The organism is Sporosarcina aquimarina (assembly GCF_023715615.1).
GTDB classification, from domain to species: Bacteria; Bacillota; Bacilli; order Bacillales_A; family Planococcaceae; genus Sporosarcina; species Sporosarcina aquimarina_A.
Genome location: NZ_JAMBOM010000002.1, coordinates 274958 through 297705 on the forward strand (window position 1 = coordinate 274958; position 22748 = coordinate 297705).

Below are 22748 nucleotides of genomic sequence, written 5' to 3' on the forward strand. Positions count from 1 at the left end.
AGAAATTTCATCAAAACGCACTTAGCTTTCATGTATACTGTAAGCAGATGGATTAACAGCATAAGGCGGTGAAATGGTTGGAACATGTTAAAACCTATAATGCGTTAGAATTGAAGCATAAAAATGGAGATCTTATTATTGAAGGACCCATTCGGACGTCCGATCTTGAAAGTTATGCTTTCCATGAAGGATTAGTAGCATTTAGAGCACCTGCACAACAACACAAAGCACTCATCGGGATTTCAAAATTGCCTGAAGGGAGAATTATTGTTGCTCGAGAACGCGACCAAATCGTCGGGTACGTCACTTATTTATACCCTGATCCACTTGAACGTTGGTCCGAGGGAAATATTGAAAATTTGATAGAATTAGGTGCGATTGAGGTCATTGCAAAGTATCGGGGAGGCGGTGTTGGTAAGGCGTTGCTGGAAGTCTCAATGATGGATGATGCAATGGAAGACTATATCGTCATTACAACTGAATACTATTGGCATTGGGACTTGAAAGAGACCAAGCTCAACGTTTGGGAATATCGAAAAGTCATGGAAAAAATGATGCAGCATGGAGGACTCGAATATTTTGCAACAGACGACCCTGAGATTTGTTCCCATCCTGCTAATTGTTTAATGGCTAGAATTGGTAAACGGATCAAGCAAGAGGATGTTCAACGATTTGATAGCTTACGATTTAAAAACAGATTTCTGTACTAAGAAAGAAGGGACACTATGTTAATAGAAGAAATCATGAAAACTGAAGTCATTACATTAACACCCGATCATACGGTAAAAGAAGCTGCAGATATAATGAGGTCTCATCATATAAGGCATCTCCCAATCGTGATCCAGGACAAACAACTCGTAGGTATTGTTACTGATCGAGACCTAAAAGAAATCTTACCCTATGGAGACCAGCAGACAGAGAATCTTACTGCTGTGTATGAAATGCCACTTTCTGAATGCATGGTGAAGAAGCTGATTACAGGACACCCCATGGATTTCGTGGAGGAATCTGCATTAGTTTTTTATCATAATCAGATTGGTTGTCTACCCATCGTTTCCAACCAACAGCTTATCGGAATTATTACAGAAACTGATTTATTGTACAAATACATTGAACTGACGGGTGCTCATCAGCCTGGTTCGCAAATTGAAGTTCGTGTGCCTAACATCCCCGGAATTTTACATGAAGTAACGAAAGTGTTTAATGAGTTTCAAACAAACGTTCAAAGTGTCCTAGTTTATCCTGACAAAGAAAATGAGGCTAATAAAATCTTAGTCATTCGTATCAAGACGATGAATCCCATTCCAATTATTGAAGGACTAAAGGGACGTGGATTTGACGTTCTTTGGCCGAACTTTCCCGGGACACAAGTATGAAAAAGGACGCCGTATTTATTTTTTCGGAAGATCAGCTAGGCTACTCATTTTCTGACACACATCCATTTAATCAAAAGCGAATTTTGTTAACATTGGATTTACTGAAAAACACGCATGCGATAACGGACGAAGATATCATCGCACCTCGAATAGCAACGGATGAAGAATTACTGTTAGTCCACGAACCTAAGTTTGTCGAGATGGTAAAAAAGGCAGGAAAAGGTGAAGTGGGACCTGAAATCGGAAGTGTGTATGGGATAGGCACTGAAGATACGCCTATTTTCCCTAATATGCATGAAGCAAGCGCTATGCTAGTGGGTGGTACACTGACAGCTGTTGATGAAGTGATGAATAATCGAGCGTGTTATGCGTTAAATCTTGGCGGCGGACTCCATCATGGTTTCCAAGGGAAAGCTTCGGGATTTTGCGTATATAATGACAGCTCTGTTGCCATTCGTTATTTGCAGAAAAATTATGACGCTCGAGTCCTTTATATCGATACAGATGCTCATCATGGCGATGGGGTTCAATGGACTTTCTATGATGACCCCGATGTATGCACATTGTCCATTCATGAAACAGGACGTTATCTATTTCCCGGAACTGGCCACGTTACAGAACGTGGGAACGGTAAAGGCTACGGGACATCGTTCAACTTCCCAATTGATGCTTTCACAGAAGACGACTCTTTTCTAAAGGTTTATGAAACCGCTTTCCGCGAAGTTGTGGAATGGTTCAAACCAGACGTAATTCTGACTCAAAATGGTGCTGATGCTCACTTCTTTGACCCGTTAACACATTTGTATGGCACTATGGAGATTTATAAGGAAATTCCAAGGATTGCTCGTGAACTTGCAGATGAATATTGCGAAGGACGTTGGATTGCTGTAGGCGGAGGTGGTTATGACATTTGGCGGGTCGTCCCGCGAGCCTGGTCTCATATTTGGTATGCAATGAAAAAACTTTCTCCTCCTACAGGACCGCTCCCAAAAGAATGGCTGAATCGCTGGCAACCAGAGTCCCCTGTTCCATTCATTGAAACGTGGGAAGACCCAAAACCGTTATATAAACCGATTCCAAGAAAAGCGGAAATTGAAGAAAAGAATGCACAAGTCATGGATCGTTCACTACATTACATACGAAGTGAGCAACAACCAAGGTAGTTTGGACAATTATTCAATTGAAAAAGTACAAAAAAGCAGAGAGCTTACGCATCTCTGCTTTTTACAGTTGAAATTAATTTCTATGAAGGATTATTTGCCTTTTGCAGAATCCCGATACTCTAATTGGTATGGAAGAATTACTTGTTGCTGATTAACTTCTTCGCCGTTCATCAATTTGGTTAAGAGCCTCATCGATACGGCTCCTAAATCATATAACGGCACTCGGATTGCAGTTAACTGAGGACGGACCGCACGGGCTAGAATCGAATGCTGAAAACAAATCAGTTCCAAATCATCTGGAACGGTAAGTCCTGCATCTCGTATCCCATTCAATAACCCGACAGCAATTTCATCATTGCCCGCAAATATAGCTGTTGGTGGTTCTGGCAGCTGTTTTAAACGGTTCCATACTTCATATGCATCATCGTATGTATTATCCGTTTCCACAATATATCCTTCTGGAATCGATAATCCCGCTTCTGACATTGCATCTTCATAGCCTGTCTTTTTAGAAAGCCGATTGATATCTCTGCTGAATGGTCCAGAAATGAATGCAATGTGTTTGTGATCGTTTTCGATCAACTCTTTCACTGCTGAATATGCAGCTTCTTTGTTTTCAATATTCACAGTTGGGAATTCTAGTTCAGAATCCAATGTTCCTGCCAACACAATGGGAACGTTTGCGGACTTCATTTCCTTACGAACATCTTCCGAGATCGAATCACTCATGAAAATCAGTCCATCAACTTGTTTGCCAAGATGATCTTCAATTAGTTCCATTTCTCGAAGAGGGCGTTTGTCTGAATTAGACAAGATGATGTTGTACTCATACATCGTCGCAACATCTGCAATCCCTCTAGAGAGTTCTGCATAATAACTTTTGGAGATATCTGGAACAATCACACCTATTGTTGTCGTTTTTCTGCTGGCGAGGCCGCGTGCTACGGCATTTGGCCGATAGCCGAGCCGTTCAATGCATGCTGTTACCTTCTTACGCGTTGCTGGTTTCACATTGGGGTTACCATTAACTACACGTGATACAGTAGCCATTGAGACGTTCGCTTCTCGAGCCACGTCATAAATTGTTACCGCCATACTGACCTCCCCTTTCTCTGTCTTTTTTTCTTTCTTTCCTAGTATACCAAAACACCGGAGCAATGTAAGCTCCGGCGGGAAATTATACGATTTGATGTGTATTCATGAAACGCTGCATTTCTTCATAGAACTCGTCAAATTGTTCGATGTTCATTTGTTGTGCAGAATCAGACAAGGCAACCGCTGGATCTGGATGCACCTCGGCCATAACGCCATCTGCACCTACAGCGATCGCAGCTTTAGCCGTTGGAATCAGAAGATCTTTTCTACCTGTTGAGTGTGTAACGTCAACAAATACCGGCAAGTGGGTTTCTTGCTTTAAAATTGGAACAGCAGAAATATCTAGCGTATTGCGAGTTGCACGTTCATATGTTCGAATGCCTCGCTCACAAAGCATGATCTGCGTATTCCCTTTTGACATAATGTATTCTGCTGCATGAATGAATTCATCAATCGTTGCAGCCAATCCACGTTTTAACAACACTGGCTTGTTTGCTTTTCCTGCTTCTTTGAGAAGCTCGAAGTTTTGCATATTACGCGCTCCGATTTGAATGACGTCTATATAGTCAAGCGCCTCTTCTAAGTGAGATGGTGTTATAATCTCTGTCACAATGGACAAGCCCGTCTCATCAGAAACACGCTTTAAAATCTTCAATCCTTCCAATCCTAGCCCCTGGAAGTCATAAGGTGATGTACGTGGCTTATATGCACCTCCTCGCATCATCGTCAGTCCTTTTGCCTTAATGGATTGTGCAACTGCGAGCACTTGTTCATATGACTCAACTGCACATGGACCGAAAACAAACGAAGGTGTTCCATCTCCAATTTTTTCACCATTAATATCAACGATTGTGTCCTCAGCTTTTCGTTTACGTGAAACAAGAAGAGCCTTTTTTTGTTCGTCTTCTTGAATTTCAAGTGCGGACATGAATATTCCTTTAAATACCTGTTCAAGAATACCATTTGGAATGGGTCCTTTGTTCGCATCTTTCAAGAAATCTAACATTTCTCTCTCTCGAACCGGATCATAGCGATTTACACCTTGTTTTTCTTTTACTTTACCGATTTCTTGCACTACAGCCGTACGATCGTTAATGAGTTCTAAAATCTTTACATTCAATTCCGTCACCTGAGACCGAAGCTCTTCCAAATCATTCTGGCGCATAATCATTCTCCTCCCCATTCATAGCATTCCCTTTTCGCATCGGAGAATGTATGGTACATTTTATAATAATAGACCTAGTATAATGAACCTCAGTTGAAAAGTCACGCTATTTTGCTAAATCGTCATATATAATATATCGAAAAGTATTTAGGAGGTACTAAAGTGACGCCTTTATTTGCACTGGATATTGGAACACGTTCCGTTGTCGGAATTATATTGGAAGAAGTCAATTCAAGGTATCACGTAATCGATCTCGAAGTCATCGAGCACAAAGAGCGCTCTATGTTAGATGGACAAATACATAACATCGTCAGTGTAGCTTCAGTAATTGGGGAAATGAAAGCCTTACTTGAAGAACGCCATGGTCCTTTGACAAAAGTAAGCGTGGCAGCTGCTGGACGAGCGTTAAAAACTGCCACTGGTAAAATGTCAGTGGACATCTCCGAACATGCATTAATCCATATTGAAGATATTAATCGTTTAGAACTCGGTGCAGTCCAAAAAGCTCAGCAGGAGTTGCTGTCATCTGACTCTATTACTTCAGAGAATCCATATTATTGTGTCGGTTACTCTGTACTTCACTACTTTTTGGATGATGAAGAGATCGGGAGTTTGATAGACCAAACCGGCCGATCTGCCAGTGTGGAAGTCATATCCACTTTCCTGCCTCGCGTTGTTGTGGAGTCCTTGCTGTCTGCACTTAAAAGAGCAGATCTTGAGATGGAGGCTCTCACCCTCGAGCCAATTGCTGCAATCAATGTCCTCATTCCACAATCAATGAGACGTTTAAATGTAGCATTAGTGGATATTGGTGCCGGGACTTCGGATATAGCACTAACAAATAATAATACGGTTTCTGCTTTCGGTATGGTTCCTATTGCTGGCGATGAAATAACCGAAGCTCTAAGTTCCAGCTATTTATTAGACTTCCCAGAAGCAGAGCGTGTCAAACGATCACTTAACGGAGAAGAATCCGTCATCTTCCACGATATTCTAGGCTTTGAACAAAAATTGCCTGTACACGAAGTTGTGGAAACCATTGACTCAACGATAGACCGTCTTGCAAACTCCATTGCGAGTGAGATTTTACGCCTTAACAACACTTCTCCGCAAGCAGTCATGCTAGTTGGTGGCGGTAGTTTGACCCCTGCTCTATCGAATAAACTCAGCGCAGCTCTGGAACTCCCTTTGCAACGGGTTGCTGTTCGCGGCCTGGATGCGCTCTCAGAGGTAACCCTAGCCGAGCATATCCAATCATCTCCTGCACTCGTTACACCAATAGGAATCGCTATTGCAGCCAAACGCGCACCAATCCATTATATGTCAGTAACGGTGAATGAAAAAACAATCCGTCTCTTTGAGTTGAAAGAAATGACTGTCGGAGATGCTCTCCTAGCAGCTGGTATTAAAGCCAAACATTTATATGGGAAACCAGGTCTAGCGTTACGATTTTCACTCAATGGTCAAGAAATCACGTTACCCGGCGGCCACGGAACTCCTTCTGCAATTTATAGAAATGGAGAAACAGTCAGTACCAAAGATCCAATTCGGAATGGTGACACCATCAAACTCATTTCAGGTAAAGATGGACGTTCAGCACAAGCCGTCATTGCAGATGTAACAGAATTGAATACAGACTCTATTTCTGTGATGATCAACGAGCGTCGAGTTGTCTTGAAAACCGAAGTAATCGTAAATAACGAACGTCAAGATATACATACACCGATTCAAGATCGAGATGATATTATAGTTCACCAAGCTAAAACATTGCGAGACGCCTTTACTGCACTAAATTCAGATTACAACAGTCAGAGTACACTTCAGTCGGTTATTCTTAATGGGAAACGAGTTCACCTTAAACCCAAACCTACCGTTTACTCCAGAAATGGTCTACCGATTTCACTAACTTCACGATTGGAAGATGGAGATCAAATTACGAGTGAACACAATTCACTTACTACGGTTGCTGATGTTGCCAATGAATTAGGTGTTCAATTGACAGAGCAGATAACCGTTTCGTTCAACAGTAGGCAAGTAACTATAACAAAACCTCGCTTCTTGGTCACGCTGAATGATCAATCTGTCGAACCAACCGCACAAGTTACTGAGGAAGACCAGTTGAAAGTTACACCTATAACGGGACAGCCAATTACATTTAGCGATGTCTTCGCGTTCGTCGATTATCAGCTCCCTACTGGTTCAGCAACTTCTTATCAACTACTTCGCAACAATCAGCCCATCCAATTTTACGATCAGCTATTCGGAGGCGACGAATTAGAGATTTTGATTACGTAAAAATAGCCATTCAGCTTTTGCGCTGAATGGCTATTTTAGTTCAATTAGTTTTAGGTTTTTCATCAGAAACTGCATTTTGATTGATATTCTTGTCTTTTCCTATGTTTTCTGAATTATCGTAGGCTACATCACTATTTTTAGTCGTCTGATTGCTAGCTATTTTTTTCTCTTCGGACTTTTTGGAAGCACCCTTGTCCGCTTTGTTAACAATAGGCTCTTCACCTTCTGATGAAGCAGTACCATCATCCATTGGTGCAGTCTTTTTTGAAGTCATCGATTTTACTTTTTCTGTTTGGTCTTGGACATTTTTCTTAAGGTCTCCAGACTTTTCTTTTGCCACAGCAGAAAGCTGTGTCGCTTTCTCTTTTGCAGTACTAGACAGATCAGCTGCCTTGTCTTTAGCAGTAGCAGTGAGATCAACTGCTTTATCTTTAGCTGTAGAACTTAGCTCGATGCTCTTATTTTTAAATTGTACGGCTTGCGTAGAAAAATCATCACGCATTTCTTTACCTGTTTTCGGTGCTAGGAAAAGTGCTGCAGCAGCTCCAATGACTCCGCCTACTAATGCGCCTACTAAAAAGCTTCCAGAACCTGAACTATCCTCTTCATAGAAACGGTCTGTATCTGTTGGAAAATAATTATAGTTCATCGGTAATTGAGAAGGCTCTCCATAAGAGTTTTCATAGATATCACCCGAGTTAAGTTCGTTAGATTGGTTTAGTTTGTTATAGTTTTCGCTCATGCGATCTCCTCCTTAAAATGGTGTTCCGTTTTAGTTTTTATTCCCTTGGCTTTTTACGTCTGTCGATACGATTGGTAACTTCGCTGAACACTGACTCTCAACGAATATCCGCTATGTACAACAGATGGATGCAGTTCACTCCTCCCTGTCCACGTTGTTATGAGTACTTTTACCCTGTCACTCTACAGGCTAAACTTTGACCATCTTTCTCCTTTCGACAACGAGTGAGTATTTCCTTTAAAATAAATCAAGATTTCATCAAAAAAAGAAAACAGCCTGATTAATTCAATCAGACTGTTTTCTGTTCAGTGATATGTTGCTGATAAGCGCTCAAATACTTTTGTACATCTCCTGCACCCATGAACAAAAAGACTGCATCTTCATGTCCGTCAAGTGCTTCAATCGCATCTAAGGTTAAATGGGCAGAACCAGGAATCTTCTCGGCAAGGTCATTCACCGTTAACGTACCTGATTTTTCACGAGCAGATCCAAATATATCACACAAATAAACTCGGTCAGCTTCAGAAAGACTTTCTGCGAATTCATTCATTAATGCAGCAGTTCTTGAAAATGTATGCGGTTGGAAAACCGCGATAATTTCACGCTCAGGATACTTCTGTCTCGCCGACTGAAGAGTTGCGCGAATTTCAGTTGGGTGATGGGCATAATCATCGATTAAAATTGCACCATCTGCTTGAATTTCAGTGAACCTCCGTTTTACCCCGTTAAAAGTCTTAAGACGTTCTGCGATAACAGTGGGTTCCAATCCTTCATACTGACAAAGTGCAATGACTGCTAATGCGTTTTTAATCGCATGGTCGCCAGGCATTGGAATCGTAAACGAATGATAGAATTCGTTACGTACAAATACATCAAAAGAAGTGCCACCAGCGCTTTTTACGATATTAGTAGCGCTAAAATCATTTCCTTCACCTAAACCATAGAGTACGACTGGTACGTTTGCTTGAATCGCTAAACAGTTCGGATCATCACCACAAGCAATAATCGCTTTTTTAACATTCAAAGCCATTTCGCCAAACGCATTCAACACATCCGCCATATCTTTAAAATAATCAGGATGATCGTAATCAATATTCGTAATGATTGCGTAATCAGGTTCGTACGCTAAGAAATGTCGTTTGTATTCGCATGACTCAAAAACAAAAAAGTCACTGTCTTGAACGCCTTTTCCTGTACCATCTCCAATTAAGTAAGATATTGGCGCAAAGCCAGTCAGGACATGAGCAAGAAGACCCGTCGTCGATGTCTTTCCATGGGTACCTGTGATTGCAATAGAAACGGATTGTTTCATGTATTCTGCCAAGAAGTCATGATAGCGAATTACGTCCAATCCTAGTTCCTTAGCTTTCACTAATTCTGGATGTGTATCCGGGAATGCATTACCTGCTATTATTGTAAGTCCTTCAGTAATATTATCTTCACTGAAAGGAAGTACGGTTATAGATCGTTCATGAAGAGGGTCCTCGGTGAAAAAATGTTTCTCCACATCTGATCCTTGAACTTCATTTGATGAATCGTGAAGGATTTGAGCGAGTGAGCTCATTCCTGATCCTTTAATACCTGTAAAGTGAAATTTCGTCATTGTGCAACCTCCTGGGAGCAACCTGTTCCCTAATATCTCTCATTGATAATTGGTGATGTAAATTCATATTTCTATTCTTATGCTTCATGATCAGGATTCAGAAATGACTCCAAGTCTGCTTCTGTTAAATACACATCCCTCGAACGGCTTCCGCGTTGTTCTGATATAAAGCCATGTGCTTCCATGCGATCCATAATTTTCGCAGCACGATTGTATCCAATACTAAAATGGCGCTGCATAAGTGATGTCGACGCACTCCCCTGCTCAATGATGAAGGTGCAGGCTTGCGTGAAAAGTGGATCGGTTTCTTCTTCCTCAACCACAGATGCGAGCAAATCTTCCTGACCAAATAAGTATTCAGGTGAGGCTTCACTTTTAACGTGATCAATAATGCATTCAATTTCATCATCTGTTACAAACGTGCCCTGCAACCGGATTGGTGATGATTGTCCGTTTCCGATATACAACATATCTCCCCTACCGAGAAGTCGCTCTGCTCCGGCACTGTCGATAATCGTACGTGAATCGATTTGAGAAGATACCGCAAATGCAATACGTGTTGGAATATTGGCTTTGATGATGCCAGTAATAACATCGACTGACGGACGCTGCGTTGCAATAATCAAGTGAATTCCACACGCACGCGCCTTTTGAGCAATCCGACTGATCGAAACTTCAACATCATTCGGTGCAACCATCATCAAATCTGCAAGTTCATCGATGACAATAAGTAAATACGGCATTTTTTGTGCAAATTGACGATTCGCTTCTGCCATTTGGTTATATCTTTCAATATTACGGGCACCCGCATGCGCAAATAGCTCATAGCGTCGTTCCATTTCGTCGACTGCCCATTTTAAAGCGGCTGTCGCAGCTTTTACATCCGTAATAACAGGGCTAATAAGATGTGGTATTCCATTGAATGGAGCTAATTCCACCATTTTAGGGTCAATCAACATCATTTTAAGCTCTGTCGGAGAAGCTTTGTATAATAGACTGACGAGAATCGAGTTGATGCATACGGATTTCCCTGAGCCCGTTGCACCTGCAATCATTCCATGCGGCATTTTCCGCAAATCAATTGTTACTGGTTCCCCTGTCAAACTTAATCCTAGTACGGCTTCGAGTGGTGAATCAGAACTGCTGAACTTGTCAGTATCAATGACTTCTGAAATACGCACAGGACGTGTTGTCCGATTCGGTATTTCAATCCCAATCGAGCTGGTACCAGGGATGGGTGCTTGAATACGAATATCTTCTGCGGCAAGAGCTAGTTTCAGGTCATCTGTTAAATTACGAACTTTGCTTACTTTAGTTCCAAATCCAACCGTCAACTCAAAACGAGTAACAGTAGGACCTTGCACCGCTTCTAATATATCTGCTTCTACGGCAAAATGAGACAGCGCTTCGACGAGCTTCTCAGATTGTGAAGTTAGCCATTCCGTATCTTCTTGCTGCTCTTCAGCTGGTAACAAATCTTCAATTGAAGGAAAAACATAATGAGGAAGTACTTGTTGCTCATCCTCCGGTTCTTCCAATATTGTTGCTTTACTCGACAGGGGCGCTGGTTGAACCGTTTCAACTTGTTGACTACTCTGCGTCATTCCTGGCTGATTCTGAGTTTCGGGCTTTGTTGGTTGAAACTCCTCATTAACGACAGGCAGTTGCTCGTTTTTCATAGTCATTGGGGCGGGCTCTTTGAATGTCGGAGCATTCGAAACAGCAAGTGAACGTAACTGCTGTTTTTCTTTATCCGTTTTCAGCATGACGACATTAAAAGGAACAATCTTTTCATGATTGCTTTTATCTTGGTGTGGGGATGTAGTGGATTCCTCAACAAATGGAACACTACTGTCCTCTTCCTCATTCATTTCTTCAGAACCTTCTACTGCAGGCTCTGCTGGTTCAGTTAGATCATCTTCTATGGTTTCTACTTCAGGTTCCTCAAATAATGCAGTTACTGGCTCATTCTGGACTAAACTCTCTTGATGAGGTTCTTCAGGTTCAGGCTCTAAAACTGCTATTTGTACACGCTCTTCAACTGTCTCCTCTTCAATTTTTTCAATCGGATAGGTTTCAGTACTTATCTGATCAGTAGTTGTAGTCAGCGGTATACTTTCTTCCAGCTTAACTAACTCTGATTCTGATTGTTTTGATTCAGTTAACGAAGGTTCATGTAACTCTTGCATTACTTCGTCAACTTCTTTTTCATTCTCTGTGTACGGATTGGTTTTCTTAGCACCAATAAAAGGTGCCCCAATTTTTCTACCAGAAGGTAACACTTCTTTTGGTAAGAAGAGATTTGATGGTCGATTCGTTTTAGTGCTTGGTTCACTACCAATTTTAGAAGTAATCTCATGTTCAATTTTCACATTTCGTTTAGGTTGTGAAAATCCATACACAGGTGAAGGCACTTCTGTTGGTGTAAATGGTTTGTTCGTTCGTTGTTTCACGATTTCTGTTTTACGCTCAACAGGGTTTTTGAATTTAGGTGTTATGGTTCTAGTAGTCTCTGTATACTCTTTATTCTCTTTATATTTCGTTCTATTGCCTGCTCTATGAATTTCTCCTATAGGGGGTTCCGTTGGCCATCTGTTATTTTTGTATAACGGTATCGATTCAGATGGTGCCTCTTTTTCTTCTAAAGGTGCTATTGGTTGTTTTATTTGTACAGGTTCATCGGGATCTTCATCCCATCCATAAATTTCAGCATCAGTAATCATTGGAAATCTAAACGCCGGCCGCTGCGGCGAGGGTGTTTCTTGCGGTTGTTCTTGCTCTGGTAATTCTGTGTTCAAGTCTTCAAATGTCTCATCAGATTGCGAGCCGAAAAAGCGACCCATAGTTTTTTTAATCCAACTCACTCTATCACTCTTTTCATTTCAATCAACTTATTTTAACAGAAAAACAAGGATAAAATCAAATAGTCATGTGCTAAGAAGAAAAGGAAAGAGTTTCATAGGTCCCTTCAACTATATTTTTTTAATAAAAATAACACACAGATTCATGTATTTTTCATCAAAAAAACAGAGAACTCAACTAGGTCCTCTGTCCATACTTCTATTTTCAGTTTGTAAACGCACTTCCAACTTCTGCATCTGCAGCTAAAACAAGAATACCTTTTTCAGATGGCGCATTCGGTAACGCTAATTCTTTTGCAGAACAAATCATTCCTGAAGACGGAACTCCACGTAGTTCTGCATCGCGAATGATCATACCAGACGGCATCACAGCGCCTACTTTTGCAACTACTACTTTTTGGTCACTTTCGACATTCGGTGCTCCACAAACGATCTGTAACGTTTCGTCTCCAACGTTCACCGTACAGATATTGAGCTTGTCCGCATTGGGGTGCTTCTCTTTTGAAACAACATGCCCTACAACGAATTTCGGACTGAAATCTACTTTCAGCTCAAGTGAGACACTGTTCTTATCAAGTGCTTCTTGAATCTTCGCAACGAGTTCCGGTGTCAATTCAATAGAACCATCTGCATGCTCACCGACGTATTGAGTTGCGTGAAATACGTTGAATGCTACTGGACTGCCGTCTTTCAATGATTTAATAAGTGTAATATCACCATTTGATTCAATTGTTGTTTGCTCAGGACGCTCAGTTGTTAGTTGTACCATCAATACATCACCGACGCCATGTTGGTTAATAAAAACGTTCATTTCTTGTTCTCTCCCTTTTCTGCAACACGATTTTTAGCCATGATAAAAATAGGTTCCAATTCCCCATCGTTATAGAGGAACGACAAAGACGTAATTGGTACTGTCCCCACAGTGAAGAAGTGCATAGTCATTTGAGCCAGAACATCATATCCTGTGTCGTTTTGGATATCTCCGATGATCAATACATCTTGGTGAGGCACAGAGACCGTCATATGACCGTCAATGCGGGAAGCCATCTCCTTCAAAAATACAGCATTTAAAATACGGCTTGCATCATATCCATCATTTATGTTGAGGAAATAATACTTATTTCCCGCTACTTCATCTACTTTAACATCTGTAGGCAGTTTTCGGGCATTAAATAATGCAGCTTCTGTAATTTCTTTCTCGGTCTTGCCAAGAGAAGACAGCATGCTTTCGTCAATCAAACGGTAAGTTTTGCCTTGGTCCAACGCATAGTAGATTGCTGTTTCTGCAGTATGAGGTTTCACAAGGAATGGACTACCCGCTTTCGATTCTTTCGGGAATGACGTAGAACGAATCACTGGAAGAATGATGGCATTCTCATTGAATCCTTGCTGCTGTTCAGCCTCCATCGCATGAAATGTCTCTTGAATGGTGTAGACGACTTCTTCAATCGCCGCATTTGCTCTTAGTTCATATTTTGCAAGTATTTCAGGTAGGGAAATCTCCATCCCCCTATGTAGCCCTGTATGATCGAGACGAACCCGGTCCGCTTTTTTATCAAACTTCCATTCAAAGTTTTGAGAAGAAAGGCGTTTTTTCAGTTCGTCCACTAGTTGTTCTGATTTCAACGGTTTCACCTCTCCTAAATTTTACTGTTTTACGTAGCTATTTGTACAGAACGAGCAATTTCCATCATGCGCTCCATTGCTGCAATAAGATCTTCATTCCGCACAATAGCAGTCACTTGAACGGGACCAGACCCAGTCACGACTTCAACAGAAGAATCTCCATGAGCACTAATTGCTGCAAACCCGAAGACCCCAGCATCTGAAAAAGTTTGCTGCTTGATGTATTTTTTACTTGAATCTGTCATTACTAACTCATAATACATCCGGGAATCTTGTTTTGCATTTGGATCAAACTGCGCTGTATAAGTTTGATTGCCTTTTGAAATGACAAAGGTGCGCTCGGCTTTCATCACATCAGCTGTCCAACCAACAGGATTATAAAATTCGACTCCATCTATAGCTTCCGTAGGTTGTTTACGGTTCATTTCAAAAGCATCTCGTGCAGATTGCATTGCATCATCTGTTCGTTCTTCAACAGATCGACCACATCCTGTTAGGACAATCACTAACAGTGCCACTGTTAAGAAGTAGGTGTATTTCCTGATCACGCCTTCGCCTCCGTTTCCGTACAATATATTTAGTTTAGCTGTCAGCACTTATCCGTGCAACCATCAGAACCGCAGTACATCAGATCACAGCTTTACAGATAAAAAAACAGCCGACTCAGATTGAGATCTGTGATCGACTGCTTGTATGTCAACGGATATTGAACTTAAACGTTTTGCTTAATTGTTTCAAGAGTTGTTTTGTCACATGTCGTCACTAATTTCACAAGAAGTTCCTTTGCAGCCGCATAGTCATCCGTATGAATAATTGATGAGGATGTGTGAATGTAACGGGAACAGATTCCTATTATAGCACTCGGGACACCATCATTTGCAATATGGACTTTACCCGCGTCCGTTCCACCTTGGGAAACAAAATACTGATAAGGGATATTATGCGTTTCCGCTGTATCAAGGATGAATTCACGAAGCCCACGGTGAGTGATCATCGTTCTATCCAAAATACGAAGTAGTGTTCCTTTCCCTAGCTGACCGAATTCTGTCTTGCTGCCAGACATATCATTTGCAGGACTTGCGTCAAGTCCGAAAAACAGATCAGGGTTAATCATATTTGCAGCAGTTTGAGCACCGCGAAGCCCGACTTCTTCCATTACAGTCGCTCCTGAGAAAAGCTGGTTTGGAAGGTCTACGTCTTTTACTTCTTTTAATAACTCTAGTGCAAGGCCACAACCATATCGGTTATCCCATGCTTTCGCCATAATCTTTTTTTCGTTTGCCATAGGAGTGAAAGGGCAAACTGGCAATGCCTGTTGACCAGGACGAATTCCGATACGCTTAGCATCTTCCAAATCGTCCGCACCGATGTCAATGAGCATATTTTTCACGTCCATTGGTTTTGCACGTTGTTCGTCTGTCAAAAGATGTGGAGGTATGGATCCGATAACGCCTGGAATTACACCTTTGTCTGTAATAATTTCTACACGCTGTGCGAGCATTACTTGGTTCCACCAGCCGCCAAGTGTTTGGAAACGGAGCATTCCATTTTCCGTAATTCCTGAAATCATGAAGCCAACTTCATCCATATGTCCTGCTACCATTATTTTAGGGCTATTCTCAGGTCCTTTACGAACCCCAAAGATGCCTCCCAAGTTATCTTGAATCATTTCATCTGAATACTTTTCAAGTTCGCCCCGTAAATAGTTTCGTACGGCATGCTCATTTCCGGGTGCACCTGGTAATTCTGTTAGCGTTTTAAACATAGCAAGAGTTTCGTTATTCATAAAAGGATTACCTCCACTTTAAATTATGTACTCTACGTATTGTAGAACAATTCAGTCGAAATTACCAATTGTATAGTTCGCTACCCGAAAGAATAGAATGAGTAGTCTCGCTTATTCAAATTGATAATGGTATGATACACTTATTAAAATGACTAGTAAGGGGTGCTGTCCGTATGAAATTCAAAGAATTTGCAGCCGGCGTTCTGGCCGGTGCAGCTGCAGGATTAGTCGTCAAAGAAGCCGTAGACCGCGCAAACTCTGCTGTTCCCGCAGAGCAAGTACTAAAGACTGTAAAAGATGCATTTAAAAAAGAAGGTCCCATTGATGGTTCATGGATTGTGATGAAAACTGAACCGTTCACGAATAACGTAATTTCCATGAACGTTTACAGGGGCGGAGTTTCCCGCATTAAAAATGGCATCTTGGAACAATATGAATTTGCAGCAGACGCTAAAACAGGTACTGTTGTCGAGCTCGTTAAAAATTAATCATTTATTTCTCTAAAAGACAAAAGCAGAAGCCTCATTGGCTTCTGCTTTTTATTTCCAATTAACGAGTTCTTTCAACTGATTCAATGACGTTTTTACCCGTCTCGTCGAAACGGACGATACGGTAAACGGCGTCATGGTAGAAGAAGAAACGATGGCCTTCTTGTCGTGCTTCTTTCATGAGCTTTTCTTTTGCGAAGATGGAGTCCATAGGGTAGTCATCAAAAGCTAGTACCCATAGGGGGTTGCTGTGTGCATGCGTTGGCATGATGTCCGCCATATGGATCATTGTCTCTCCGTTTTGCTCAAGACGGATAATGCTGTGCCCATCGCTGTGCCCACCTGTATGAACCATCGTGACTCCTTGCAGAGGTGAAAACTCTTTATCAAATGGCTTCACTTGGTCTTGTATCGGCTCCCAATTTTCTTTGAAATACGTATTTCTTGAGCGGATGTTCGGATTACGCATTTCATCCCATTCAATTTGGGAAACATAGATATCAGCATTCGGAAAAACAGAAACAAGATTGTCTCCTTGCCATTCTGTTAGGCCAGCCGCATGATCGTTATGCAAATGCGTCATGAGTACCATGTCGACGTCTTCGACAGTTAAGTTAAGCTCTGAAAGACTCTCTGCAACTCGCGTTTCCGCACGGATTCCCAAGTTACGTTTTTTCTTTTCATCCAACTTCCCTTTGCCAATGCCAGAATCGATCAGCATATTCTTCCCCTGAAACTGAAGTAAGATAGGATCCGTTCGCAATTCAATCAAGTTGTTCTCATCAGGTGCATACTTTTTAGCCCACATTGCTTTCGGTACAACGCCAAACATCGTTCCCCCATCTAGATAGTTGACACCGCCGTCCAGCCAAGTAAGTTTCATCTCGTGAAAGTTGTATGTATCCATTCAAACATCCCCTTTTGGTTGAATTATGCTTTGCTCATGAACCTTGCTTCTAACCGATAGATTGGTTGTCCTTTAGCTGAAAACTTCTCTTCATACTCTGTCATGACATTATCTTCAGGCATTTCAGCATGAAGGTCCAGTGATACATCCAACAAACGCATTCCGTATTCAGACATCGCGACGAGTGAGTACTCGAATAATCCGCGGTTGTCGGTTTTGAAATGGATTTCTCCATCATTCGGCAAGACCGATTGATATAAACTTAGAAACGTGCCATGAGTAAGACGTCGCTTAGCATGTTTCGTTTTCGGCCATGGATCAGAGAAGTTCAAATACACTCGGGAGACTTCTCCTTTTTCAAAAATATCGGTAAGCTCTTTCCCATTGGCGCGAAGCAATCTCAGATTTGCTGGAACTCCTGAATCTACCACTTTTTCAACTGCAGATACAATAATGCTATCAAAATGTTCGATTCCAATATAGTTAATTTCCGGATTGGCTAGGGCCATGCCCACAACAAACTGACCTTTCCCAGTACCTACTTCTACATGGACAGGGTTATCATTTCCGAAAATAGTGGACCACTTCCCACTTTTCGTTTCTGGTTCCTTTATAACAATTCCCGCATGCTCATCTAAATAATCTTTCGCCCAAGGTTTATGACGTAATCTCATCGTTCAACAACTCTCTTCTAAATTATTCTTTTTTATTCCTGTTCGGTTTCTAATTGCTCTTCTGTCTCAAACAATCGGCTTGCTGCCGTAGTTTGACAAAGGTCGAGCAGGACCTGCGCAGCCCTAAACTGCATCGATTTCATCGGAATACTAGATTTCTTCTCTTTTTCTAACCATTTTGGATAATCTCTTCGGTCTATGATTTGTATGTCATGCGCAACTCCGGGAAAGTCAATGTAACTCTCTTTGGAGAGTAAGATTTTACGTATTGGAAAATCCACTTCTGCAGACGTAAATAGACTGGAAACTATTTTCCCCATCCGGTTTAAGCCAATTGTTGGATTGAGTAATTTGGATTCTTTTTCCCCCAGCTTTTTGGTCCAAAATCGTTCTCCACTCCCTACTAAAACGGACCCTTCCTCTGCTTGTAGAATTGTCATACAAATACATTCAACGGGTGTCATGAGGACGACTTCCAATTCAACAGGTGCTTTTTTTATTTTCAAAACAGGATAATAAAACAGTAAATAGCTATCAGGCAGGCTCTCTAAAAAGTCATGAAGTAGATTGTCCCTCATAAATTTACCATCAATCCGAGATCGTTCTGTCAGCGTGGAACTCGCCCATTTTAACTGAAAGTGAAAAAGCTGGTCGATATACAACTTACGTAACTGTTGGAGAGATCGTGGGTCTTGGATAATATTTGGGGTGAACTGTAACTCATCCACTTCTATCGCAGGCTCTGTATCAATAGAATCCATTTGTTCATCTTTTCGAAAAGGAAGGAAGCGAGATAACGAGGCAAAACGTTTTTTACCTACTTCCTCCTGCGAACCCATCTCATTTTCAGGTTTCTTTTCTATTGTTTCCTCACCCGCAGCAATTTGCCAACTGGCTAAATCAACTCCATTGTCCCATTGCCGTTTCATCCGTTCCCATTGAGATCTTTTTAAGCGGATGAACTGGTTCGTATAACGTGACAAATCGTGTTCATAACGCGATACGTAATCGAGCATTTTGACAAGCTGGGCCATCTTTCGACTCACCTGCGCTTTCTACATCAGTTAATTTCCATTTTTAGTTCGTGGATTGTTTCCTCAAACACTTGTTGTAAACGTTCTGTTACTCTTCCTGGGACACCTTCTCCGACAGAATTTCCATCAATGGAGACAATCGGTGTGATTTCTGATGTTGTAGAAGTTAGGAAAAGTTCATCCATTTCTTTGAATTGCTCTAATGTGAAAGGCTCTTCCATGACTCCGATACTATGCTGCGCACACAACTTCAGTATGACTCTACGTGTTATCCCATTTAGGATCAAGTTAGTTGCAGGGTGTGTGTAAAGAATCCCGTCTTTCACACCGAACATATTTGAAGAAGAACCTTCCGTAACGATTCCATCTCGCACAAATACTGCTTCTGCGCATCCGGCTTCGTAAGCTTCTTGTTTTGCCAACACATTTCCTAATAAATTCAAGCTCTTAATGTCACAGCGTAACCACCGGATATCATCTGTTGTTTTTACGGCTACCCCTTCTTTAATCTTAGAAAGCGGGCGTGGATTATGGATAGCGTACGCTGTAATCATAGGTTTGACATCTTCACCAGGGAAGTTATGCATCCGGGGAGCTGCACCACGTGTTGCTTGAATATAGACATGTCCTTCTACTATACCATTATCAGTAGCTAATTTTTTTGCAATTTCCGTAAACTCATCGATTGTATAAGGTAGGTCTAAACGGATTTTTTTTGCACTTTGCAAAAAACGAGTAAAGTGTTCCTGTGCGGTGTAAAGCTTTCCTTCATATACTTTTATAACTTCATACACACCGTCACCGAAATAGTAACCTCTATCATCAATTGATACCTTCATCGTTTCTTTATCTGCGTATACCCCGTTATTAAAGTAAATTGTCATCATTATGCTCCTCTCAGTTACAATTGAATTGTGGCTGTTTACATACAGTCTATGTGAGTTCAGTTAATTTGGCGAGCGTTTGTTTGCTGTCAAAACAGTTCTCTCCATTTTCCCATGTTCTTAAAAGAAAATAAAGAACTTTCCACTTGCTGTTGGAACGCTAAAATCACAAGCGATTTTAGCATACTTTTTCGACAATATACGTTATACTAGTATTGTCAGAACAAACAGTCTGACTAAATTTTGCTGGAGAGGATGTGCGGAGCAAAGGCGATTTCGAAGAGCTAACGTAACATTTCCACGTCTCAAACCAAGTCGATTGGAAATTGATGATGAAGGAGTGGTTCAAAGTTGAATCCTGCTACAGATCGAATGCTGACCCGTATTAAAGATGTCTATTTGTACATCTATGGTAATGGTACTGTCACCACAGAGAATGTAGTCCAAGAATTTAGCATCACGGCGCGTACCGCACAACGGGATTTAAATGTCCTGGAGTACAATGACCTCATTACGAGTCCGGTTCGTGGCCAATGGACAACGACAGCAAGAAAAGTGAAATTGCCTTCTTAACGCTTACCTATGGCCGCCCAGCCTCAAAAAAAGGGCTGAATTGCTCCAAGCAATTCAGCCTTTTTTTCGTGGATCTACTTCGTTCAGTTCCTGTTGTGTCAGCTCACGATAATGACCTAAGGGAAGTGACTCATCTAGAAACAAATTCCCCATTGACAGCCGTTTCAGATAGACCACTTTTTTATCAACTGATTCGAACATCCGTTTCACTTGATGAAATTTACCTTCCGTAATGGTTAGTTCAATTTCCGACATGCAATCTGAAAGAATAATGTTCAGAATTCCCGGTTTCGTATGGAAACCATCTTCCAGTGTGACACCGTTTGAAAAAGCAATTACATCCTCTTCCGTTACTCTTCCATCAATCTTCGCATAGTACGTTTTCGGAATATCCTTTTTCGGTGACAACAGCTCGTGCGTAAGTTTACCATCATTTGTGATGAGCAGTAGTCCTTCTGTATCCTTATCAAGACGTCCAACAGGAAACGGCTCAAATCGTTGTTCGTTTTCAGAAAGTAAGTCAATTACAGTCTGATCCCATTTGTCCTCAGTTGCTGAAATGACCCCAGGTGGTTTGTTCATCATGATATAGATGAATTCCTGATGAATGACGGGCTCACCTAACACATCCACTGAATCCTTTTCAGGATCCACATGGGCGCCAGGATCTTTTTCAGTTACCCCATTCACACGCACTGTTCCCTTGCGAACAAGTTGTTTCACATCTTTCCGTGTTCCAAATCCATTATTTCCAAGCAATTTATCGAGTCTCACTTATGATCTCCCCAAGCCAAATTTCTTTGTGATTCTTGTAATTCGATCTCCAAGTAACTTTTGTGCAAGTCCGCTTTTGAATGACAAGAATGCGTAAACGATTACCCCAACACCACTACAAATCATCAGATATAGCAATGCTTGAAGTTTCCCCGTTGGCACATGAATTGCATATAAACCGAATCGTGTCAGTAATACAGCAGCCAGCATGATTGCATTAAAGAACAGAATCAGGATTGTACGACGAACGACCAATTTTGATTGGTAATTCAATTCTTTCTTGATCACAAAAATATTTACACCGACAGCGATTGCATACCCAATAATCGTGGCTGCAATGGCACCATTCACTTCAAACAGTTTGATAAGTGGGATATTCAAGATGAGTTTAAACAGCAATCCTAGAAGCGATGTAAAGACAATCCATTTGTGCTTATCAATTCCCTGCAAAATGGCAGCCGTTACTGTATAAAGTCCAAAAAGAATTGCGGCAGGTGCGTAACTTCTTAACACACCAGAACCAATTGCATTTTGTTGATACAATACCTGATACGTTTCACTAGATAGTGCCATTATCCCCACTACCATAGGAATCGTCATGAAAAGCATGATCTGGTAGGTTTGATCAAGTGACCGTGTGATTCCTTTTTGGTCACCCTTTGCATAATAGGTAGTCATCACTGGAATCAGCGCCATTGAAAATCCAGTTGCCACCATTACAGGAATCATAACAATTTTGTGAGTTAGGAAATTGAGCATCGTTAAATACATATCCGTAACTTTAGCTAACCCGATAGAAGACATTGTTCCATTAAATGTAATCATGTCTACAAATTGGTACAGAGGGTTGATAACGCCGACTAATACAAATGGCAAAATATACGTAATGACTTCTTTGTAGATGGTTGAAACAGGAATTTCTCCAGCTGGAGGACTATTCTGAAGTAACCCATTCAATTCAGGTTTATACTTCTTCCAATAAAGCAGTAAAGTAGCCAAACTTGCAAGTGCGCCAATGAATGCAGCGAACACGGCAAATTTCACAGCTGTTTTAGGTGAACCACCAAGCACGTCTACTACGAGATATGCCCCAATTAAGACTACTGCAATTCGGACAATCTGCTCTACTAGTTGCGATACCGACGTTGGTTCGAACTTCTGATACCCCTGTAAAAATCCACGTATTACACTCATTATCGGAACAGCCAATAACGCATAGCTGACCCAACGTATGACAGATGCAATATCTTGAACCGTGAACTGTTGCTCGTCGTCTTTAATAACCATATGAGCAATCGGTTCCGCCATAAAGTAGAGAGTTAAAAAGGCCAGAACTCCCGTCAATGCCATAATGCCAATACTCGACTTCATTAATTTCCGTCCGGTTGCATAGTCCCCTATTGCATTGTACTTAGAAACAAATTTAGAAACTGCAAGCGGTGCTCCAGAGATTGCAATAGAGAGTGCAATATTATAGGGAATATATGCGTATTGATAAAGACCCACATTTTTCTCTCCGACAATGCTGTAAAAAGGAATTACATACAACAGCCCGAGTGCTTTCGATAAAAAAAGGCCGATCGTTAAAATCGCAGTGCCTTTAACAAGATTAGATGCCATTAATTTATTCCTTCCCATCTTTCAATTACACCTAAGCGACATGAAGTACAGATTTTTCAAAATCCGCAACACGCGCTATAGG

At 41.3% G+C, this 22748-nt stretch carries 21 protein-coding genes; 6 read left to right on the forward strand and 15 right to left on the reverse strand.

The features are described from left to right. Positions 1 to 77 precede the first annotated feature (77 nt). Genes M3197_RS08350 through M3197_RS08360 form a run of 3 tightly spaced genes read left to right on the forward strand, consistent with a single transcriptional unit; the run spans position 78 to position 2539 of the window. Complete coding sequence (locus M3197_RS08350) at positions 78 to 710, forward strand: GNAT family N-acetyltransferase (RefSeq protein ID WP_039043934.1); 633 nt, start codon at positions 78 to 80, stop codon at positions 708 to 710. A 15-nt stretch (positions 711 to 725) separates the two neighbouring features. Then, positions 726 to 1376 carry an acetoin utilization AcuB family protein gene (locus M3197_RS08355; protein ID WP_251660611.1) on the forward strand — a complete coding sequence of 217 codons (651 nt, stop codon included), beginning with the start codon at positions 726 to 728 and terminating at the stop codon, positions 1374 to 1376. Continuing rightward, positions 1373 to 2539, forward strand: a complete 1167-nt coding sequence (locus M3197_RS08360; protein ID WP_251661032.1) for an acetoin utilization protein AcuC — start codon at positions 1373 to 1375, stop codon at positions 2537 to 2539. The genes M3197_RS08355 and M3197_RS08360 overlap by 4 nt, the downstream gene beginning before the upstream one ends. Positions 2540 to 2629: 90 nt before the next feature. Here M3197_RS08360 and ccpA read toward each other — a convergent pair whose 3' ends face one another. After that, on the reverse strand, positions 2630 to 3634 hold the full coding sequence (gene ccpA, locus M3197_RS08365; RefSeq protein WP_251660613.1) for a catabolite control protein A: 1005 nt from the start codon (positions 3632 to 3634) through the stop codon (positions 2630 to 2632). 82 nt (positions 3635 to 3716) lie between these two features. Beyond that, positions 3717 to 4799 carry a bifunctional 3-deoxy-7-phosphoheptulonate synthase/chorismate mutase gene (locus M3197_RS08370; RefSeq protein WP_251660615.1) on the reverse strand — a complete coding sequence of 361 codons (1083 nt, stop codon included), beginning with the start codon at positions 4797 to 4799 and terminating at the stop codon, positions 3717 to 3719. A 162-nt stretch (positions 4800 to 4961) separates the two neighbouring features. On the opposite strand from M3197_RS08370, the gene M3197_RS08375 reads away from it, so the two are divergent. After that, entirely contained in the window at positions 4962 to 7094 is a 2133-nt protein-coding gene (locus M3197_RS08375) for a cell division FtsA domain-containing protein (protein WP_251660617.1), read from the forward strand. A 40-nt stretch (positions 7095 to 7134) separates the two neighbouring features. Here the strand turns inward: M3197_RS08375 and M3197_RS08380 are convergent, their stop codons facing one another. From M3197_RS08380 to M3197_RS08410, 7 genes are all read right to left on the reverse strand, one after another. Then, positions 7135 to 7836, reverse strand: coding sequence for a YtxH domain-containing protein (locus M3197_RS08380; RefSeq protein WP_251660619.1), 702 nt, complete (start codon positions 7834 to 7836; stop codon positions 7135 to 7137). A 289-nt stretch (positions 7837 to 8125) separates the two neighbouring features. Continuing rightward, a complete protein-coding gene (murC, locus tag M3197_RS08385; RefSeq protein WP_251660621.1) occupies positions 8126 to 9439 on the reverse strand; it encodes a UDP-N-acetylmuramate--L-alanine ligase in 1314 nt (437 codons plus the stop codon). A gap of 77 nt (positions 9440 to 9516) precedes the next feature. Then, complete coding sequence (locus M3197_RS08390; RefSeq protein ID WP_251660623.1) at positions 9517 to 12303, reverse strand: DNA translocase FtsK; 2787 nt, start codon at positions 12301 to 12303, stop codon at positions 9517 to 9519. 202 nt (positions 12304 to 12505) lie between these two features. Then, on the reverse strand, positions 12506 to 13111 hold the full coding sequence (gene ytpR, locus M3197_RS08395; protein ID WP_251660625.1) for a YtpR family tRNA-binding protein: 606 nt from the start codon (positions 13109 to 13111) through the stop codon (positions 12506 to 12508). Next, positions 13108 to 13926 carry a DUF1444 domain-containing protein gene (locus M3197_RS08400; RefSeq protein ID WP_251660627.1) on the reverse strand — a complete coding sequence of 273 codons (819 nt, stop codon included), beginning with the start codon at positions 13924 to 13926 and terminating at the stop codon, positions 13108 to 13110. The genes ytpR and M3197_RS08400 overlap by 4 nt, the downstream gene beginning before the upstream one ends. 29 nt (positions 13927 to 13955) lie before the next feature. Continuing rightward, the gene (locus tag M3197_RS08405; protein WP_251660629.1) at positions 13956 to 14522 is read right to left on the reverse strand and encodes a hypothetical protein; all 567 of its coding nucleotides are present in this window, start codon (positions 14520 to 14522) and stop codon (positions 13956 to 13958) included. A 116-nt stretch (positions 14523 to 14638) separates the two neighbouring features. Then, on the reverse strand, positions 14639 to 15712 hold the full coding sequence (locus M3197_RS08410) for a M42 family metallopeptidase (protein ID WP_251660630.1): 1074 nt from the start codon (positions 15710 to 15712) through the stop codon (positions 14639 to 14641). A 173-nt stretch (positions 15713 to 15885) separates the two neighbouring features. Between M3197_RS08410 and M3197_RS08415 the strand changes: the two genes are divergently transcribed. Then, entirely contained in the window at positions 15886 to 16200 is a 315-nt protein-coding gene (locus M3197_RS08415) for a PepSY domain-containing protein (protein WP_251660633.1), read from the forward strand. Between the two features lie 61 nt (positions 16201 to 16261). Here M3197_RS08415 and M3197_RS08420 read toward each other — a convergent pair whose 3' ends face one another. Genes M3197_RS08420 through dat form a run of 4 tightly spaced genes read right to left on the reverse strand, consistent with a single transcriptional unit; the run spans position 16262 to position 19699 of the window. After that, the gene (locus M3197_RS08420; protein ID WP_251660635.1) at positions 16262 to 17107 is read right to left on the reverse strand and encodes a YtnP family quorum-quenching lactonase; all 846 of its coding nucleotides are present in this window, start codon (positions 17105 to 17107) and stop codon (positions 16262 to 16264) included. 23 nt (positions 17108 to 17130) lie between these two features. Continuing rightward, entirely contained in the window at positions 17131 to 17781 is a 651-nt protein-coding gene (gene trmB / locus M3197_RS08425) for a tRNA (guanosine(46)-N7)-methyltransferase TrmB (protein WP_251660637.1), read from the reverse strand. A 32-nt stretch (positions 17782 to 17813) separates the two neighbouring features. Next, entirely contained in the window at positions 17814 to 18815 is a 1002-nt protein-coding gene (locus M3197_RS08430; protein ID WP_251660639.1) for an NERD domain-containing protein, read from the reverse strand. A gap of 26 nt (positions 18816 to 18841) precedes the next feature. Further along, entirely contained in the window at positions 18842 to 19699 is an 858-nt protein-coding gene (gene dat, locus M3197_RS08435) for a D-amino-acid transaminase (RefSeq protein ID WP_251660641.1), read from the reverse strand. 351 nt (positions 19700 to 20050) lie between these two features. On the opposite strand from dat, the gene M3197_RS08440 reads away from it, so the two are divergent. After that, positions 20051 to 20272: a DeoR family transcriptional regulator gene (locus tag M3197_RS08440; RefSeq protein ID WP_025786120.1), complete on the forward strand. Its 222-nt coding sequence runs from the start codon at positions 20051 to 20053 to the stop codon at positions 20270 to 20272. Positions 20273 to 20326: 54 nt separating this feature from the next. On the opposite strand, the gene M3197_RS08445 is transcribed toward M3197_RS08440, so the two are convergent. Together M3197_RS08445 and M3197_RS08450 are read right to left on the reverse strand one after the other, a co-directional pair. Beyond that, entirely contained in the window at positions 20327 to 21046 is a 720-nt protein-coding gene (locus tag M3197_RS08445; protein WP_251660644.1) for a pseudouridine synthase, read from the reverse strand. Continuing rightward, positions 21047 to 22666, reverse strand: a complete 1620-nt coding sequence (locus M3197_RS08450) for a putative polysaccharide biosynthesis protein (protein WP_432813989.1) — start codon at positions 22664 to 22666, stop codon at positions 21047 to 21049. Between the last annotated feature and the right edge of the window lie 82 nt (positions 22667 to 22748).

Excerpts from the sequence above, each read along its gene's own strand:
- M3197_RS08355 (WP_251660611.1), top strand. The coding sequence starts at position 726 with ATGTTAATAGAAGAAATCATGAAAACTGAAGTCATTACATTAACACCC.
- M3197_RS08360 (WP_251661032.1), top strand. The coding sequence starts at position 1,373 with ATGAAAAAGGACGCCGTATTTATTTTTTCGGAAGATCAGCTAGGCTAC.
- ccpA (WP_251660613.1), bottom strand. The coding sequence starts at position 3,634 with ATGGCGGTAACAATTTATGACGTGGCTCGAGAAGCGAACGTCTCAATG.
- M3197_RS08370 (WP_251660615.1), bottom strand. The coding sequence starts at position 4,799 with ATGCGCCAGAATGATTTGGAAGAGCTTCGGTCTCAGGTGACGGAATTG.
- M3197_RS08380 (WP_251660619.1), bottom strand. The coding sequence starts at position 7,836 with ATGAGCGAAAACTATAACAAACTAAACCAATCTAACGAACTTAACTCG.
- murC (WP_251660621.1), bottom strand. The coding sequence starts at position 9,439 with ATGACGAAATTTCACTTTACAGGTATTAAAGGATCAGGAATGAGCTCA.
- ytpR (WP_251660625.1), bottom strand. The coding sequence starts at position 13,111 with ATGAACGTTTTTATTAACCAACATGGCGTCGGTGATGTATTGATGGTA.
- M3197_RS08410 (WP_251660630.1), bottom strand. The coding sequence starts at position 15,712 with ATGAATAACGAAACTCTTGCTATGTTTAAAACGCTAACAGAATTACCA.
- M3197_RS08415 (WP_251660633.1), top strand. The coding sequence starts at position 15,886 with ATGAAATTCAAAGAATTTGCAGCCGGCGTTCTGGCCGGTGCAGCTGCA.
- M3197_RS08420 (WP_251660635.1), bottom strand. The coding sequence starts at position 17,107 with ATGGATACATACAACTTTCACGAGATGAAACTTACTTGGCTGGACGGC.
- trmB (WP_251660637.1), bottom strand. The coding sequence starts at position 17,781 with ATGAGATTACGTCATAAACCTTGGGCGAAAGATTATTTAGATGAGCAT.
- M3197_RS08430 (WP_251660639.1), bottom strand. The coding sequence starts at position 18,815 with ATGGCCCAGCTTGTCAAAATGCTCGATTACGTATCGCGTTATGAACAC.
- dat (WP_251660641.1), bottom strand. The coding sequence starts at position 19,699 with ATGACAATTTACTTTAATAACGGGGTATACGCAGATAAAGAAACGATG.
- M3197_RS08450 (WP_432813989.1), bottom strand. The coding sequence starts at position 22,666 with ATGGCATCTAATCTTGTTAAAGGCACTGCGATTTTAACGATCGGCCTT.